This window comes from Caenimonas terrae, assembly GCF_042655405.1.
Lineage (GTDB): Bacteria > Pseudomonadota > Gammaproteobacteria > Burkholderiales > Burkholderiaceae_C > Ramlibacter > Ramlibacter terrae_A.
The window spans coordinates 103,854-118,563 of sequence record NZ_JBHSMF010000010.1 but is presented as its reverse complement, the minus strand read 5'-3'; the positions used below and the strand labels follow the sequence as shown (position 1 = coordinate 118,563).

At 68.7% G+C, this 14,710-nt stretch carries 17 protein-coding genes and 1 pseudogene; 14 read left to right on the top strand and 4 right to left on the bottom strand.

The window, feature by feature from the left end:
• The first annotated feature begins 2 nt into the window (after positions 1 to 2).
• Genes ACFPOE_RS19790 through ACFPOE_RS19775 form a run of 4 tightly spaced genes read left to right on the top strand, consistent with a single transcriptional unit; the run spans position 3 to position 4,277 of the window.
• Positions 3 to 1,196: a tetratricopeptide repeat protein gene (locus tag ACFPOE_RS19790; protein WP_376852044.1), complete on the top strand. Its 1,194-nt coding sequence runs from the start codon at positions 3 to 5 to the stop codon at positions 1,194 to 1,196.
• The gene (locus ACFPOE_RS19785; protein ID WP_376852043.1) at positions 1,193 to 2,332 is read left to right on the top strand and encodes a HupE/UreJ family protein; all 1,140 of its coding nucleotides are present in this window, start codon (positions 1,193 to 1,195) and stop codon (positions 2,330 to 2,332) included. The genes ACFPOE_RS19790 and ACFPOE_RS19785 overlap by 4 nt, the downstream gene beginning before the upstream one ends.
• Positions 2,333 to 2,372: 40 nt before the next feature.
• The gene (locus ACFPOE_RS19780; RefSeq protein ID WP_376852042.1) at positions 2,373 to 2,978 is read left to right on the top strand and encodes a GNAT family N-acetyltransferase; all 606 of its coding nucleotides are present in this window, start codon (positions 2,373 to 2,375) and stop codon (positions 2,976 to 2,978) included.
• 21 nt (positions 2,979 to 2,999) lie between these two features.
• Positions 3,000 to 4,277 carry an amidohydrolase family protein gene (locus ACFPOE_RS19775; RefSeq protein ID WP_376852041.1) on the top strand — a complete coding sequence of 426 codons (1,278 nt, stop codon included), beginning with the start codon at positions 3,000 to 3,002 and terminating at the stop codon, positions 4,275 to 4,277.
• Positions 4,278 to 4,289: 12 nt separating this feature from the next.
• Here ACFPOE_RS19775 and ACFPOE_RS19770 read toward each other — a convergent pair whose 3' ends face one another.
• Positions 4,290 to 4,700: a hypothetical protein gene (locus ACFPOE_RS19770; protein WP_376852040.1), complete on the bottom strand. Its 411-nt coding sequence runs from the start codon at positions 4,698 to 4,700 to the stop codon at positions 4,290 to 4,292.
• A gap of 112 nt (positions 4,701 to 4,812) precedes the next feature.
• Here ACFPOE_RS19770 and ACFPOE_RS19765 point away from each other — a divergent pair, with 112 nt between their 5' ends.
• From ACFPOE_RS19765 to ACFPOE_RS19750, 4 genes are all read left to right on the top strand, one after another.
• Entirely contained in the window at positions 4,813 to 5,496 is a 684-nt protein-coding gene (locus ACFPOE_RS19765) for a DUF4339 domain-containing protein (protein ID WP_376852039.1), read from the top strand.
• Between the two features lie 107 nt (positions 5,497 to 5,603).
• Positions 5,604 to 5,846: a DUF6582 domain-containing protein gene (locus ACFPOE_RS19760; protein ID WP_376852038.1), complete on the top strand. Its 243-nt coding sequence runs from the start codon at positions 5,604 to 5,606 to the stop codon at positions 5,844 to 5,846.
• Between the two features lie 48 nt (positions 5,847 to 5,894).
• Positions 5,895 to 6,302, top strand: a complete 408-nt coding sequence (locus ACFPOE_RS19755; RefSeq protein WP_376852037.1) for a cupin domain-containing protein — start codon at positions 5,895 to 5,897, stop codon at positions 6,300 to 6,302.
• Between the two features lie 73 nt (positions 6,303 to 6,375).
• Complete coding sequence (locus ACFPOE_RS19750; protein WP_376852036.1) at positions 6,376 to 7,287, top strand: SMP-30/gluconolactonase/LRE family protein; 912 nt, start codon at positions 6,376 to 6,378, stop codon at positions 7,285 to 7,287.
• 13 nt (positions 7,288 to 7,300) lie between these two features.
• Here the strand turns inward: ACFPOE_RS19750 and ACFPOE_RS19745 are convergent, their stop codons facing one another.
• Positions 7,301 to 7,777, bottom strand: a complete 477-nt coding sequence (locus tag ACFPOE_RS19745; protein ID WP_376852035.1) for a hypothetical protein — start codon at positions 7,775 to 7,777, stop codon at positions 7,301 to 7,303.
• Between the two features lie 43 nt (positions 7,778 to 7,820).
• On the opposite strand from ACFPOE_RS19745, the gene ACFPOE_RS19740 reads away from it, so the two are divergent.
• The 5 genes from ACFPOE_RS19740 (at position 7,821) to ACFPOE_RS19720 (ending at position 11,318) form a co-directional block, all read left to right on the top strand.
• Positions 7,821 to 8,633, top strand: coding sequence for a hypothetical protein (locus ACFPOE_RS19740; RefSeq protein ID WP_376852034.1), 813 nt, complete (start codon positions 7,821 to 7,823; stop codon positions 8,631 to 8,633).
• A 271-nt stretch (positions 8,634 to 8,904) separates the two neighbouring features.
• Positions 8,905 to 9,618: a YebC/PmpR family DNA-binding transcriptional regulator gene (locus ACFPOE_RS19735; RefSeq protein WP_376852033.1), complete on the top strand. Its 714-nt coding sequence runs from the start codon at positions 8,905 to 8,907 to the stop codon at positions 9,616 to 9,618.
• Between the two features lie 77 nt (positions 9,619 to 9,695).
• The gene (locus tag ACFPOE_RS19730) at positions 9,696 to 10,091 is read left to right on the top strand and encodes an MbcA/ParS/Xre antitoxin family protein (RefSeq protein ID WP_376852032.1); all 396 of its coding nucleotides are present in this window, start codon (positions 9,696 to 9,698) and stop codon (positions 10,089 to 10,091) included.
• Positions 10,088 to 10,795: an RES family NAD+ phosphorylase gene (locus tag ACFPOE_RS19725; protein ID WP_376852031.1), complete on the top strand. Its 708-nt coding sequence runs from the start codon at positions 10,088 to 10,090 to the stop codon at positions 10,793 to 10,795. Before ACFPOE_RS19730 ends, ACFPOE_RS19725 begins: the two co-directional genes overlap by 4 nt.
• 58 nt (positions 10,796 to 10,853) lie before the next feature.
• A complete protein-coding gene (locus tag ACFPOE_RS19720) occupies positions 10,854 to 11,318 on the top strand; it encodes an EVE domain-containing protein (RefSeq protein WP_376852030.1) in 465 nt (154 codons plus the stop codon).
• Positions 11,319 to 11,423: 105 nt separating this feature from the next.
• Here the strand turns inward: ACFPOE_RS19720 and clpA are convergent, their stop codons facing one another.
• Positions 11,424 to 13,763 carry an ATP-dependent Clp protease ATP-binding subunit ClpA gene (clpA, locus tag ACFPOE_RS19715; RefSeq protein WP_376852029.1) on the bottom strand — a complete coding sequence of 780 codons (2,340 nt, stop codon included), beginning with the start codon at positions 13,761 to 13,763 and terminating at the stop codon, positions 11,424 to 11,426.
• Positions 13,764 to 13,813: 50 nt separating this feature from the next.
• A complete protein-coding gene (gene clpS / locus ACFPOE_RS19710; RefSeq protein WP_376852028.1) occupies positions 13,814 to 14,185 on the bottom strand; it encodes an ATP-dependent Clp protease adapter ClpS in 372 nt (123 codons plus the stop codon).
• 233 nt (positions 14,186 to 14,418) lie between these two features.
• Here clpS and ACFPOE_RS19705 point away from each other — a divergent pair.
• Positions 14,419 to 14,616, top strand: a pseudogene (locus ACFPOE_RS19705) (cold-shock protein); the annotation flags it as partial.
• Positions 14,617 to 14,710 lie beyond the last annotated feature (94 nt).

Sequence of the window (14,710 nt, the reverse complement as noted above, 5' to 3'; positions counted from 1 at the left end):
CGATGAAGTTCTCCATGCGGCTCGCGGCCGCTGCATCGCTGTGCCTGGGCCTGGCCGGCCCCGCCCTCGCGGCGCCCTTCACTCCCGCCGACGACAGCGTCGTGGTCGAAAAGCTGCCCGGCGGCGCCAGCGACCCCGCGGTGCGCCGGGTCGACTCGCTGCGCAAGCAGCTGGCCGCGCGGCCCGGCGACGGCGCGCTGCGGCTGGAGATTGCGCGGCGCTATTTCGAGCTGGCGATGGCGCAGGGCGACCCGCGCTTCGTCGGCTACGCTTCGGCCACCATCGCGCCGCTGCTGGCTACCGCCGACAACAACGCCGGCTACTGGCTGCTGCGCGGGCTGATCGAGCAGTACAGCCACGACTTCGGCGCCGCCCTGGCCAGCTTGGACCGCGCCTCCAAGATCGATCCGGCCAACCCCGAGCCGATGGCCTGGCGCTCCGCCATCGACATGGTGCAGGCGCGCTATCCGCAGGCGCTGGCCGAATGCAAGGCGCTGGCGCCGCTGACCCCGCCGCTATACGCCACCGGCTGCATGGCCTATGTGCAATCGGCCACCGGCCAGCTGCTGGCGTCCTGGCAGCAGCTGCAGGGCGCGCTGGCGGCCGCGCCGAACGCCGATCCCGGGCTGCGGGTCTGGGCCCTCACCCGGCTGGCGGACATGGCGCAGCGGCTGCAGAAGCCCGATGAAGCGGAAACGCATTTCCGCGCCGCGCTGGCCCTGGGCATCAACGACCAGTACCTGCTGGGCGCGTATTCGGACTTCCTGCTGGAGCACGGCCGGCCGGCGGAAGTGGAGAAGCTGCTGGCCGACTGGGAGCGCTCGGACGTGCTGCTGCTGCGGCTGGCGCTGGCCGGCGCGGCGCTGAAGGATTCGCACGCGGCCGGCTGGGCCGGCCAGATGCGCGATCGCTTCCAGGCTGCCGCCCAGCGCGGCGACCGGCTGCACGAGCAGGAGGCGGCGCGCTTCGAGCTGGACGTGGAGAAGCAACCCAAGGAGGCGCTGGCGCTGGCGGTGCGCAACTACGCGGTGCAGAAGGAGCCGCGCGATGCCGAAGTGCTGATGCGCACCGCGCTGGCGGCCGGCGACGCCAAGGCGGCGCAACCGGCGCTCGACTGGCTGCGCAGCAGCCGCTACGAGGACCCCCGGCTGGCGCAGCTGGCCGCCCAGCTGGTGGCCCAGGGAGCCAGGCGATGAAACGCTGCATCGCCTTCCTGTTCGCGCTGCTGCTGGCCGGCGCGGCCCTCGCCCACAAGCCCAGCGACAGCTACCTGACGCTGCGCGCGGAAGAAGGCAAGAGCGAGGTGACGGCGCGCTGGGACATCGCGCTGCGCGACCTGGACTACGTGCTGCAGCTCGATCGCGACACCAACGGCGAGCTGACCTGGGGCGAGGTGCGCCAGCGCAGCGCCGACATCACGCGGGTGGCGACGCAGAACCTGCAGCTGTCCACCGGCGACAGGGACTGTCCGTGGGAGACCACCGCGCCGCTGCAGCTGGACCACCACAGCGACGGCACCTATGCGGTGCTGAGCCTGGTGGCCCGCTGCCCGGGCCTGGACGCAGGCCTGAAGCTGCACTACTCGCTGTTCTTCGACGTCGATCCCTCGCACCGGGGCCTGGTGCAATGGGTGGCACCGGGCGGCACCGCGTCGCAGGCGCTGGTGTTCGGCACCGAATCGGCCGAACAGACCCTGGCGCTGCAATCGGCCGGCGCCTGGCCGACGCTGCGCCAGTACCTGGTCGACGGCATCTGGCACATCTGGATCGGCTACGACCACATCCTGTTCCTGCTGTCGCTGCTGCTGCCCTCGGTGCTGGTGCGGCGCGAGGGCCGCTGGACCGGCGCGCCGGGCCTGGGCGGCGCGGTCAAGGAAGTGCTCAAGGTGGTCACGGCCTTCACGCTGGCGCATTCGATCACGCTCAGCCTGGCGGCGCTGCAGATCATCAGCCTGCCGTCGCGGCTGGTGGAATCGGCGATCGCGTTGTCGGTGGTGTTCGCGGCGCTGAACAACCTGCGCGGCACCATCGAATCGAAGCGCTGGGTGATGGCCTTCGCCTTCGGGCTGATCCACGGCTTCGGCTTCGCCTCGGTGCTGGCCGACCTGGGCCTGCCGCAGGGCGCGCTGGTGCTGGCGCTGGTGGGCTTCAACGGCGGCGTCGAAGTGGGCCAGCTGGCGATCGTGGCGGTGTTCCTGCCGCTGGCCTACCTGCTGCGCGGGACCGGCTTCTACCAGCGCGGCGTGCTCAAGGCCGGTTCGCTGATCGTCGCGGCGATCGCGACCTGGTGGTTCGTGCAGCGGGTGTTCGATCTGCAGGGCGGGCCGTTCTGACGGCCCGGCCGGCAGCGCACTGCAAACGCAAGGGGGAGCGATGGCCACGATTCCGCAAGGCTTCACCGCCATCGCTCCCGGCCTGCTGACCGGACGGCGGGTGCGCCTGCATCCCTGGACCGAGGCGGACCACGCTCCCTTCGCTGCCCTGAACGCCGATCCGGTGGCGATGGAGTTCTTTCCGGCGCCGCTCACGCGTGCGCAAAGCGACGCGCTGACCGTGCGCATCAACAAGGCCATCACCCAGCGCGGCTGGGGCCTGTGGGCGGCGGAGCGCCTGCCGGCGGACGGCCGCCCGGCGCTGTTCATGGGCTTCATCGGCCTGGGCATTCCGGCGGCCGACCTGCCCTTCCAGCCCTGCGTGGAAATCGGCTGGCGGCTGGCCCGCCCGTTCTGGGGCCAGGGCCTGGCCACCGAGGGCGCGCGGCTGGCGCTGCGGGTGGGCTTCGAGGCGCTGGCGCTGGATGACATCGTCTCCTTCACCACGCTGAGAAACACTCGCTCGCGCGCCGTGATGGAGCGCCTGGGCATGCAGGAAAGCCCGGCCGAGCGCTTCGACCATCCTTCGCTGCCGGCCGGCAACCCGCAGCGGCCGCACTGCCTGTACCGGCTGCCGCGCGCGCGCTGGAGCGCGGCGCCACAATAGCCGAAACACGATCGGCCCGCCATGCTCGACCTCCTCATCACCAACGCAGTGCTGCCCGACGGCCGCAGCGGCATGTCCGTCGCCGTGCAGGGCGGAAGGATCGCCGAGGTGACGCCCGGCCTGCAGGCGCCGGCCGCCCAGACCGTCGACGCCGGCGGCCAGCTGCTCAGCCCGCCCTTTTGCGATCCGCACTTCCACATGGACGCCACGCTCAGCTACGGGCTGCCGCGCGTGAACGACAGCGGGACGCTGCTGGAAGGCATCGCGCTGTGGGGCGAACTCAAGCCCACGCTGAAGGCGGAGGCGATCATCGGGCGGGCATTGGCCTACTGCGACTGGGCGGTCGCCCGCGGCCTGCTGGCGATCCGCAGCCACGTGGACACCAGCGACGCCAGCATGCTGCCGGTGGAGTCGCTGCTGGAAGTGAAGAAGCGGGTGGCGCCCTACATCGACCTGCAGCTGGTGGCCTTCCCGCAGGACGGCGTGCTGCGCAGCAAGGGCGGCCTGGAGAACATCCAGCGGGCGCTGGACCTGGGCGTCGACGTGGTCGGCGGCATCCCGCACTTCGAGCGCACCATGAGCGAGGGCGCGGCCAGCGTGAAGCTGCTGTGCGAGATCGCGGCGGAACGCGGCAAGCTGGTCGACATGCACTGCGACGAGACCGACGATCCGCTGTCGCGCCACATCGAGACGCTGGCCTTCGAAGCACAGCGGCTGGGCCTGCAGGGCCGCGTCAACGGCAGCCACTGCACTTCGATGCACAGCATGGACAACTACTACGTGAGCAAGCTGATTCCGCTGATCGCCGAGAGCGGCGTCAGCGTGGTCGCCAATCCGCTGATCAACATCACGCTGCAAGGGCGGCACGACAGCTACCCCAAGCGGCGCGGCATGACCCGCGTGCCCGAGCTGATGGCCGCCGGCGTGACCGTCGCCATGGGCGGCGACTGCGTGATGGACCCCTGGTACGGCATGGGCAGCGCCGACATGCTGGAGGTGGCGCACATGGGCCTGCACGTGGCGCAGATGACCAGCCAGCGCGGAATCGGGCAATGCTTCGACGCCGTCACGGTCAACGCCGCGAAGGTCATGCACCTGGACGGCTATGGCATCGCGGCCGGTTGCGACGCCAGCTTCGTGCTGCTGCAGGCGGCCAGCCCGATGGATGCGATCCGCCTGCGGGCCAACCGGCTGCAGGTTTGGAAGAAGGGCAGGCTGCTGGCGCAGACGGCGCCGGTGGTGGCGCAGCTGCAGCTGCCGGGCCGTCCCGGCACGTCGCGCTTCAGCCTGCCGGCGTAGCGGCCGGCGCGCTCACTTGCCCTGCTTGATGCGCGGCCCGGGCGGCAGGCCCTTGCTGCGCGACCGCCTGGCGATCAGCGTGGACACGCCGGTGTCCCCGAACTGGTGGCGCGAGCCCGGCCCCGCCATCCACTGCGAGGACGCGCGCAGCAGCAGGCCGAAGCCGAATGCGCCGGCAAAGCCGACAGCGCACGCCAGCAGCGCCATGCCGATCACGGCCAGCAGCACGGCGGTGTCGCCGTCCGTTGCGCCCACCCGCACAGCGCCGGCGACCGAGACCAGCATCGGCAGCAGCACCCCGAGCGCGATCTGGCGCGGGCGCCGCGCCAGCAGGCGGCTCGACGACGAGAACGCGAACAGGAAGCCGAGCACCAGGGCCAGCGCGGGACCGGCGAACAGCAGTCCGTCGAGGATGTTTGCCATGGACGCGAGAATAAGGCCAACCGGCCTGGCGGTGGTGCTCAGCAGCGCGGGATCGCACCGGCCCCTGCCGCGGACTGCGCCCTTCGTTATGCTCGGCGCGAAGGAGTCTCGGATGATCGACTATCACGTGAGCCGCAACGGCAAGACGCTGGGCGTCTATCCGGAAGCGGACGCCAGGCACTATTACGCCCAGGGCCGGATCTCCCCCGACGACCTGGTGTGGCACGAGGGCATGCCGGCCTGGGTGGCCGCCGGCCAGGTGTTCGGGCCCTCGCCGCTGGACGCCGCGCCGTGGCCGTCGCCGGTGCCGGTGCCGACCGCGGTGGCCCCACCGGCCGCCGGCGCAGCGCCCGGCAGCGCGCCGGCCGTGCCGCCGCCGCCCAGGCTGCACTGGGCGCTGGTGCTGCTGCTCACGCTCGTCACCTTCGGCATCTTCTTCGTCGCCTGGATCTTCGTGCAGGCGGCATGGATCAAGAAGATCCATCCCAAGTCCAAGGCCATGACGCTGCTGGTGGTCTACCTGGTGCTCGTGCTGCTGGGCCAGGTGATCGCCGCCGCCAGCCAGAAGGATTCCAGCGAAGCGGCCGTGGCCAGCCTGCTGGTGCTGGCCGGCTCCGTCGTCTCCATCGTCGCCATCTTCTCGATGCGCCGTTCGATGCTGAACTACTACAACGGCGTCGAGCCGATCGGCCTGCGGCTGTCGGGCGTGCTGACCTTCTTCCTGGGCGTGTTCTACCTGCAGTACCACATGACGCGCATCGCGCGCTGGAAGGAATCGGGCGTGCTGCCGCTGTAGCGTGACGGCGGCCCTGTACAAACAGTTGCGCAACGAGCCGCCTGCTACAAACGCCGCCGCCGGCTCTGGGACACTGTGCGCACCAGTTTTGTGAAAGGAGCAACCCCATGAGCAAGCTCAACGAGCACGCACGCGACGATCTCGGCGCCACGCAATTCGCGTTCGAGAAGCAGCGCAAGGAACCGATCGAAAACGCCAGCCACGTGCGCAACGCCGTCGCGCGTTTCAACCAGGTGGAAGGCGTCACCGACGCCGAGCGCGACGCCGCGTGGAAGCGGATCCAGGGCGCCGCCAAGAAGTACAACGTGGACCTGACCGAGTCCAGCTGGCGCGAGATCGGCAAGAAATAGCCGCCCCGCGCCGTAGCAGAATGCAGTCCCAACCACAAGGAGCGCGCCATGGGACTTCGTTTCAAGACTCTTGCTGCCGGCGGACTGTTTGCTGCGATCGCGGCGGTCGCCGTGGCCCAGCCCTCGGCGCTCACGCGCACGATGGTCACCAAGGCCGACGTCTCGGTGCCGGGCCGCGAGGCAGTGGTGGCGCGGGTGGAGGTGGCGGCCGGCGGCGTCGCCGGCTGGCACACGCACCCGGGCGACGAGATCAGCTACGTGATGGAAGGCGAGGCGACACTGATGGTCGCCGGCCAGCCGGACCGCAAGGTCGCTGCCGGCGGCGGGTTCGTCATTCCGGCCGGCGTGGTGCACAACGCCAGGAACGAGGGCGCGGCCCCGGTGAAGCTGGTCGGTGTCTACGTGGTGGAGAAGGGCCAGCCGCTGGCCACGCCCGCCCCCGCCCCCAACCAGTAGCCCGTCAGCCGCCCGTGGTGCGCGAATCGCGCGATGACCGGCGGCATGCGGCTGCAACAATCCGGAGCCGCAAATGAACAAGGCGTGGGTAATGGCGGTAATGGCGGCCGTGGCCGCGCTGGCGGGCTGTGCCTCCGATGGAGGCACAGCCGCGCTGGGCACTGCGCCGGGCTACCTGCCGGCCTTGAGCGACGCTGTCCCGAACGGCGCCGCGCTCTCCCACCGCATCTACACACCCGGCCTGGACGAGGGCTACGTGCCGCAGGGACTGACCAGCGCCGCCGGCTACCTGTTCGTCAGCAGCTACAAGCCGACGCCGGACCTCAAGTCCAACACCGGTCCCTGCCGGGTGTTCCGCATCGAGATGGCCACCGGCAAGGCGGCCGGCCACTTCGATCTCCAGCCCGGCACATGCACCCATTCGGGCGGCCTCGCGCACGTCGGCGGCGGCAAGCTGCTGCTGGCCGACACGCGGCAGGTCTTCCTGATCGACGTCGACCAGGCATTGGCATCGGGCAGCGCCGCCGGTGCCTCGAAATCCGTCAAGGTCAGCGGCGAACTGCGCGGTTCCTACGCCACCTTCGACGGCAAGGATGCGTGGATCGGCACCTGGACCAAGGAGCAGCCGAAGGCGCGCATGTTCCGGCTGGACGCGCGGCTGTTCGACGACTTCGACGGCCAGAGCGTGAAGGAAGATCGCGCCGTCGAATCGATCCCGGTGCCGCTGGAAGCCCAGGGCGCGGCCTTCGACCGGGCCGGCAGCCTGTGGGTGTCCGCGAGCAACAGCAGGTGGGGCCGGCTCTACCGGCTGGACCGCCGGGGCCAGGTGCTGGCGCAGTACGAGATGGTCGCGGGCCTGGAAGACCTGACCGTCGATGCGGCCGGCCACCTGTGGGGACTGTCGGAATCGGGAACGCGCAAGTACAGTGCGTGGGACACCCGCTTTCCGTTCATCTTCCGGATCGACACCGGCAAGCTGCGCTAGCCCGCCCGCGGCGCTAGAGCCTGAAGCCGGCGGCGGCCCAGGCGCCGGCGCTCGCGCGGGTGAGCTGGAACGAAGGCGCGACGCGGGCCTGCGCCAGCAGCTGCCCGGACGCATCGGTGGCGCGCAAGGTGGCCGACGGATTCTCGTCGTCCGGTTCGATGTCCAGTGACACGGTGACGCGGCCGTTGCCGTGCGCGATCTCGATCTGCCGGTGCAGCGTGGCCTGCAGCTGCTGCTCGTGCCGGCGCACGAATTCGGACGCGGTCTTCACCAGGGTGTTGAAGGCCGACGTGTCCAGCGGCTTGGGGTTCTTCTTGTCGCGTCCCATGGTCCAGGGGCCGACCAGCGCGGGCTCCGACCGGCCGTCCGGCGTCATCGCCACCGCCCAGCCGTCGTCGTCCTCGTTCTTGATCACCTTCGCGGTCCAGCCGTTGTCGCGCCAAAGACGCGGTTGCTGGACCTTTTCGTTGCTGTCTTCGATCTCGTTCATCCGTCGATTGTCGCCGCGCGGCTGCTCTGGCACATTCGATGGCATGAACACCGCAACGGGCGTGCTCGTGATTCTGGCGATCTTCACGGTTGGCGTCGCGGTGCTGGCCATCCTGTTCTTCGGCAAGAGCAAGACCGGCAAGTTTTCGCGCTTCGCGGACAAGTCGGGTGGTCGGGGCGACCAGCTCGTCGCTTTGGTGGTGGGACTGCTTGGCATCGGCTTGCTGGTCCTGTCGCTGATGGGCGTTGACTGGGGCGGCACGTTGATGGCAATCGGCGCACTCCTGTACACGATCGGATTCAGGCAACTTCTTCCCGGCATGAGCGCCGCCAACCCGCGCGCGCGCGTGTTCCTGATCAGGGCCTGGATCGATCTTGCGCTGGCGCTGGCCTGCTTTGGCGGGGCGATCGCCCTCTATTCCCAGGGTGGAGGCGCCTACGGGCGGGTGTTTTTCGGCATCCCGGCATTGTTCCTGGTCATGTTCGGTTGCGTGGCAGCCGGGATTGCCCTGGCGGACTACCTGCGATATGTCGGGCGCAAACCGCTGCCCAAGGTGGAGCCGCCCCCAGCCGTGCTGGCCGCGCTGCTCAAGCCGCCCGGTGCGCCCGGTGCCGCGCAGCCGCCTGTCGCTGCCCCGCCCATCCCGGTCGAAGTGGAAACGCCCGCCGCCTCACCCCTGCCCGGCCTGTTCGCCGGCGTCGTCTGCCTGTCGGCCGGCATCTGGTTCCGTGCCACCGAGCTGGTGTCCACCGAGGTCGGCTACGTCGTCGGCGTACCGCTGTTCGTGTATGGGGTGATCCGCTGCGGCCTGAGCCTGATCGCCCTGGCAAGGTCCTTGTCCGCGCGCCGGATCTGAGCCACCCGGCCACCGCGTCGCCAACATGCGCAACCCAGCGCCCGGGCGGGCGCGCCTTCCTGGCCGGCGACGAGCTCGCGGCGGGCGGCGGCATGGCGGTTTTTTCGCTGACCGGCGTGCGCGACTTCATGCCGGGTGGACCCGGGGCCTTATCCTCGCATCCTGGCCTGGCTGCAGCGCATCGGCGCGCGCGAGGCCTACCAGAGGGCCGTGCACCGGGAGATCCCGGCATGGTTCTCCTCCTGACCTGACAGACACAAGGAAGACCGCCATGGGCGCACAGTGGAAAGCAAAGGGCAAGGCCCAGGCAGCGGATGCCCGGGGCAAGCTGTTCGGCCGGCTGGCCAAGGACATCATGGTGGCGGCGCGCAACGGCGCCGATCCGGCCAGCAATTCGCGGCTGCGGCTGGTGGTGGAGCAGGCCCGCAAGGTCTCGATGCCCAAGGAGACGCTGGACCGCGCCATCAAGAAGGGGGCCGGCCTGACCGGCGAGGCGGTGCACTTCGAGCACGTGATGTACGAAGGCTTCGCGCCGCACCGCGTGCCGGTGATGGTGGAGTGCCTGACCGACAACGTGAACCGCACAGCGCCGGAGATGCGTGTCCTGTTCCGCAAGGGGCAGCTGGGCACCTCGGGCTCGGTGGCCTGGGACTTCGACCACGTGGGGCTGATCGAGGCAGAGCCGGCGGCCAAGGGCGCGGATCCGGAACTGGCAGCGATCGAGGCGGGCGCGCAGGACTTCGAGCCGGCCGAGGACGAGGGCGTCACGCTGTTCCTCACCGACCCGACCGACCTGGACATCGTCAGCCGCGCGCTGCCGGCGCACGGCTTCAACGTGCTGTCGGCCAAGCTGGGCTACCGGCCGAAGAACCCGATCGACCCGGCCAGCCTGGGCGCGGCCGAACTGGAGGAAGTGGAAGCCTTCCTGGCTGCGATCGACGCCAACGACGACGTGCAGAACGTCTATGTGGGGCTGGCGGGCTAAGCCAGTCCGGCGCCCGGCCGCGTCTTGCGCAAGAAAGGGATTGGTGCTAATATTTCACCAGCAAGATCACCTCCGCCATGAGAACCGCCCTTCCCGCCGCCGCACCGGCAGCTGAGACGGCAGCCGCCGCCAGCGCGGTGCTGACCAAGGCCACGCTGCGTTCGGCCGGCCTGCTGGGCCTGAGCAACTCGGTGCTGGCCAGGGCGGTGGGCCTGAGCGAGGCCAGCATCTCGCGCATGTCCAGCGGCGCCAAGGCCTTCGAGGTGGGCTCCAAGCCGGCGGAGCTGGCCGCCCTGGTGGTGCGGGTCTATCGTTCGCTCGACGCGCTGGTGGGCAACAACGAGGAACACCGGCGGCTCTGGATGACGTCGTTCAACCGGGCGTTCAATGCCACCCCCCGCGACGCGATCCAGACCGCCGAAGGCCTGGTGCGGGTGGTGACCTACCTGGATGCCGCCCGCGCGCCTGCATGAGCGCCGGCCCCTGGAAGGACGACTGGTTCGCGCACGCCAGGCCGGCCCGCCGCAAGCTCTGGCGCGGCGTGGAAGCGCAGCACCGGGTCGCCACCATGCGGCTGGTGGACAGCAGCGCCGAGCAGGAACTGCTGGAACAGCTGCTGGAAGCCAGCAAGCCGCCGCTGCCCCCCGACTCGCAAGGGCTGCATTACCTGATCTCCACGCCGTTTCGCTACAGCTCGCCCTACCCGTCGCGCTACCGGCCGGCCAACGAGCCCGGCGTCTGGTACGGCGCCGAGCAGCCCGAGACGGTGGCGGCGGAGCTGGCGTACTGGCGCTGGAAATTCCTGATCGAATCCGACGGGCTGCGCGACGCCCAGCTGGTGACGGAGCACACCTTCTTCCAGGCCCAGTTCAGGGGAGTGGAGCTGGATCTCACGGCCCCGCCCTGGGCCACGCTGCGCGAGCTGCTGCGCGACGGCAACGACTATTCGGCCTGCCACCGGCTGGCGCGCGAGGTGCGGGCGCGCAGCGCGCCGGCCATCGACGCGCTGCATTACGAGTCGGCGCGCCGCGCCGGCGGCATGTGCCAGGCGGTGCTGGTGCCGCGCGCGCTCAGCCTGCCGGCCATGCACCCGCAGCAGACCTGGGTGTGCAAGACCACACGCGCGCTGGTCATGTTCCGGCACGACGGCCAGGCGCTGGAATTCCCGTTCGGCTAGCCGGCCGCGGGCCGCGGCCTGGCTTCCTGGAACGGGCGTCTGCATCCAGAATGCGGCCATGAACTACTGGCTGATGAAATCGGAACCCGCCGAATGCTCGGTGGACGACGCACTGGCGGCGCCGAATGCCACCGTGCCCTGGGTCGGCGTGCGCAACTACCAGGCGCGCAACTACATGCGCGACACCATGCGGGTGGACGACGGCGTGCTGTTCTATCACTCCAGCTGCGCCGAGCCGGGCATCGTCGGCATCGCGCGGGTGGCCAGCACGCCCTATCCCGACCCCACGCAGTTCGACCAGAAGTCCCACTACTTCGACGCCGCGTCCAAGCCCGAGGAACCGCGCTGGCAGCTGGTGGACGTGCAGGTGCTGCGCAAGATCCGCAACATCACGTTGCCCGAGCTGCGCGCGACGCCACAGCTGGAGGAACTGCTGGTGCTCAAGAAAGGCAACCGGCTGTCGATCACGCCGGTGGAACCCAAGCACTGGAAGGCGATCCTGAAGCTGGCGGACAAGGCCTGACCCATTGACCGTCATCCCGGGTCAAGTCCGGCAGGGCCCTCGAGACCGGCCCGACAGCAAAAAAGAAAGCCGCCCGAGGGCGGCTTTCTTGTTGGGCAGCGAGGCTTACTCGCTGGAGACTTCTTCCGGCTCCGGCTTGGCCTTGCCCTCCTTCTTGGGCAGCGGCTGGATGTCCAGCAGCACCTCGGAGGTCTCCACGCCCTTGTCGTCGGTCTTCAGCTCGATGTCCACCGTGAGGCGGCCGCCTTCGGTCAGGCGCCCGAACAGCAGTTCGTCGGCCAGCGCGCGGCGGATCGTGTCCTGGATCAGGCGCTGCATCGGCCGGGCGCCCATCAACGGATCGAAGCCCTTCTTGGCCAGGTGCTTGCGCAGGGCGTCGGTGAAGGTCACCTCGACCTTCTTCTCGGCCAGCTGCTGCTCCAGCACCAGCAGGAACTTGTCGACCACCCGCAGGATGACCTGCTCGTCCAGCGCCTTGAAGCTCACCATCGCGTCCAGGCGGTTGCGGAACTCCGGCGTGAACAGGCGCTTGATGTCGGCCATCTCGTCGCCCGCGTCGCGGGTGTTGGTGAAGCCGATCACCGACTTGTTCATCGTCTCGGCGCCCGCGTTGGTCGTCATGATGATGATGACGTTGCGGAAGTCCGCCTTGCGGCCGTTGTTGTCCGTCAGCGTGCCGTGGTCCATCACCTGCAGCAGCACGTTGAAGATGTCCGGGTGCGCCTTCTCGATCTCGTCGAGCAGCAGCACCGCGTGCGGCTTCTTCGTCACCGCCTCGGTCAGCAGGCCGCCCTGGTCGAAGCCGACGTAGCCCGGCGGCGCCCCGATTAAGCGGGAGACCGCATGGCGCTCCATGTACTCGGACATGTCGAAGCGGATCAGCTCGATGCCCATGATGTAGGCCAGCTGCTTGGCCGCCTCGGTCTTGCCGACGCCGGTCGGGCCGCTGAACAGGAAGGAACCGATCGGCTTGTCGCCGCGGCCCAGGCCCGAACGCGCCATCTTCACGGCACCCGCCAGAACTTCCAGCGCCTTGTCCTGGCCGAACACCACGCTCTTCAAGTCGCGCTCGATGTTCTTGAGCTTGTCGCGGTCGTCGTTGGACACCGAGGCGGGCGGAATGCGGGCGATCTTGGCCACGATCTCTTCCACTTCGGTCTTGGAGATCGTCTTCTTGCGCTTGCCCACCGGCAGGATGCGCTGGGCCGCGCCGGCCTCGTCGATCACGTCGATCGCCTTGTCCGGCAGGTGCCGGTCGTTGATGTACTTGGCGCTCAGTTCGGCCGCCGCCTGCAGGGCGCCGGCGGCGTACTTGACGCTGTGGTGCTCCTCGAAGCGCGACTTCAGGCCCTTGAGGATCTCGATCGTCTCGGCCACGCTGGGCTCGACCACGTCGACCTTCTGGAAGCGCCGCGACAGGGCCGCGTCCTTCTCGAAGATGCCGCGGTACTCGGTGAATGTGGTCGCGCCGATGCACTTGAGCTGGCCGCTGGACAGCGCCGGCTTGAGCAGGTTGGACGCGTCCAGGGTGCCGCCCGACGCCGCGCCGGCGCCGATCAGGGTGTGGATCTCGTCGATGAACAGGATGGCGTTGGGCTTGTCCTTGAGCGACTTGAGCACGCCCTTGAGGCGCTGCTCGAAATCGCCGCGGTACTTGGTGCCGGCCAGCAGCGCGCCCATGTCCAGCGAATAGACGCTGGAATCGGCCAGGATCTCCGGCACTTCCTTCTGCACGATGCGCCAGGCCAGGCCCTCGGCGATCGCGGTCTTGCCCACGCCGGCCTCGCCCACCAGCAGCGGGTTGTTTTTCCTGCGCCGGCACAGGATCTGGATCACGCGCTCCACCTCGTACTCGCGGCCGATCAGCGGGTCGATCTTGCCGTCCTTGGCCGCCTGGTTCAGGTTCTGGGTGAACTGCTCCAGCGGGGACGCCTTCTCGTTCTTCTCGCCGCCCTCCTCGCTCTCGCTGGAGGACGCCTCGCTGCCCTTGGCCGGTTCCGGCGGGTCGCTCTTCTTGATGCCGTGGGCGATGAAATTGACCACGTCCAGCCGGGTAACGCCCTGCTGGTGCAGGTAATAGACGGCGTGCGAGTCCTTCTCGCCGAAGATCGCCACCAGCACGTTGGCGCCGGTCACTTCCTTCTTGCCGTTGCCGGTGGACTGCACGTGCATGATCGCGCGCTGGATGACGCGCTGGAACCCGAGCGTGGGCTGGGTGTCCACGTCGTCGGTGCCCGCGACCTGGGGGGTGTTGTCCTTGATGAAGTTCGACAGCGACTTGCGCAGGTCGTCGATGTTCGCCGAGCATGCGCGCAGCACTTCCGCCGCGCTGGGATTGTCCAGCAGGGCAAGCAGCAGGTGCTCCACGGTGATGAACTCGTGGCGCTGCTGCCTCGCTTCCACAAATGCCATGTGGAGGCTGACTTCCAATTCCTGGGCAATCATGTGATTTCCTTTTTGCCTTGCTTGCTAACGAATACTAGTCTGATCCGGGTTTACTCAACCGGTTCACTGACACATTGCAGCGGATGGCCCGCTTGCCGCGCCGCTTCCTGCACCTGGTCCACCTTGGTGGCCGCCACGTCCCGCGAATAGACCCCGCAGATCGCCTTTCCGTCCAGGTGGATCTTCAGCATGATCTGGGTGGCCGTCTCGCGGTCCTTGTTGAAGAACTCCTGGATCACCACCACGACGAATTCCATCGGCGTGTAGTCGTCGTTGAGCATGACGACCTGGTACATCTGGGGAGGCTTGGTTTTCTGGGTGCGCCGCTCCAGCACCACGTCCCCGCCGTCGTCGGCTTCCTTCGGGCGCGTTCTGGGCGCGACCGGAGCCGGGGTGGGTGTTTTGCTTGCCATGAAAATCATTCTATCGAGCGTGCTTTCGCAGTGCGGCCTGAAGGTGAATTGGTGGCGGATCCGTCACTTTCAAGCGACAGGCGGCGGAGCCGGCAAAAACCGGTTCCGCCCAGGGGCGAATGTGTCCCGAATGTGTCTGCCGCGGGCGGCGCTGCCGAAACTTTAGTTAAGTGAAAATATTGACACAACTGCGCTGAATCGGGACACTGGCAAGCCGAGGGAAACGAGCAGGAGCCGACGCTATGGCAACGGGTACAGTCAAGTGGTTCAATGATGCCAAGGGCTTCGGGTTCATCGAACCCGACGGCGGCGGCTCCGACGTCTTCGCGCATTTCTCTGCCATCGCCATGGACGGGTTCAAGACCCTCAAGCAGGGTTCGCGCGTCAATTTCGAGATCACCGAGGGCCCCAAGGGCCAGTTGGCGCAGAACATCCAGGCCGAGGCCGCCCCGGCGACCGTTTCGCCGATCCAGACCCTGCCGGCCGGCGCCCCGCAGGAAAGGCACCAGCGCCATTCCAAGGTCCGCGCCCCCC

Bases quoted from the DNA above. Each gene is read 5' to 3' on its own strand.
- ACFPOE_RS19790 (WP_376852044.1), top strand. From the start codon at position 3: ATGAAGTTCTCCATGCGGCTCGCGGCCGCTGCATCGCTGTGCCTGGGC.
- ACFPOE_RS19785 (WP_376852043.1), top strand. From the start codon at position 1,193: ATGAAACGCTGCATCGCCTTCCTGTTCGCGCTGCTGCTGGCCGGCGCG.
- ACFPOE_RS19780 (WP_376852042.1), top strand. From the start codon at position 2,373: ATGGCCACGATTCCGCAAGGCTTCACCGCCATCGCTCCCGGCCTGCTG.
- ACFPOE_RS19775 (WP_376852041.1), top strand. From the start codon at position 3,000: ATGCTCGACCTCCTCATCACCAACGCAGTGCTGCCCGACGGCCGCAGC.
- ACFPOE_RS19770 (WP_376852040.1), bottom strand. From the start codon at position 4,700: ATGGCAAACATCCTCGACGGACTGCTGTTCGCCGGTCCCGCGCTGGCC.
- ACFPOE_RS19765 (WP_376852039.1), top strand. From the start codon at position 4,813: ATGATCGACTATCACGTGAGCCGCAACGGCAAGACGCTGGGCGTCTAT.
- ACFPOE_RS19760 (WP_376852038.1), top strand. From the start codon at position 5,604: ATGAGCAAGCTCAACGAGCACGCACGCGACGATCTCGGCGCCACGCAA.
- ACFPOE_RS19755 (WP_376852037.1), top strand. From the start codon at position 5,895: ATGGGACTTCGTTTCAAGACTCTTGCTGCCGGCGGACTGTTTGCTGCG.
- ACFPOE_RS19750 (WP_376852036.1), top strand. From the start codon at position 6,376: ATGAACAAGGCGTGGGTAATGGCGGTAATGGCGGCCGTGGCCGCGCTG.
- ACFPOE_RS19745 (WP_376852035.1), bottom strand. From the start codon at position 7,777: ATGAACGAGATCGAAGACAGCAACGAAAAGGTCCAGCAACCGCGTCTT.
- ACFPOE_RS19740 (WP_376852034.1), top strand. From the start codon at position 7,821: ATGAACACCGCAACGGGCGTGCTCGTGATTCTGGCGATCTTCACGGTT.
- ACFPOE_RS19735 (WP_376852033.1), top strand. From the start codon at position 8,905: ATGGGCGCACAGTGGAAAGCAAAGGGCAAGGCCCAGGCAGCGGATGCC.
- ACFPOE_RS19730 (WP_376852032.1), top strand. From the start codon at position 9,696: ATGAGAACCGCCCTTCCCGCCGCCGCACCGGCAGCTGAGACGGCAGCC.
- ACFPOE_RS19725 (WP_376852031.1), top strand. From the start codon at position 10,088: ATGAGCGCCGGCCCCTGGAAGGACGACTGGTTCGCGCACGCCAGGCCG.
- ACFPOE_RS19720 (WP_376852030.1), top strand. From the start codon at position 10,854: ATGAACTACTGGCTGATGAAATCGGAACCCGCCGAATGCTCGGTGGAC.
- clpA (WP_376852029.1), bottom strand. From the start codon at position 13,763: ATGATTGCCCAGGAATTGGAAGTCAGCCTCCACATGGCATTTGTGGAA.
- clpS (WP_376852028.1), bottom strand. From the start codon at position 14,185: ATGATTTTCATGGCAAGCAAAACACCCACCCCGGCTCCGGTCGCGCCC.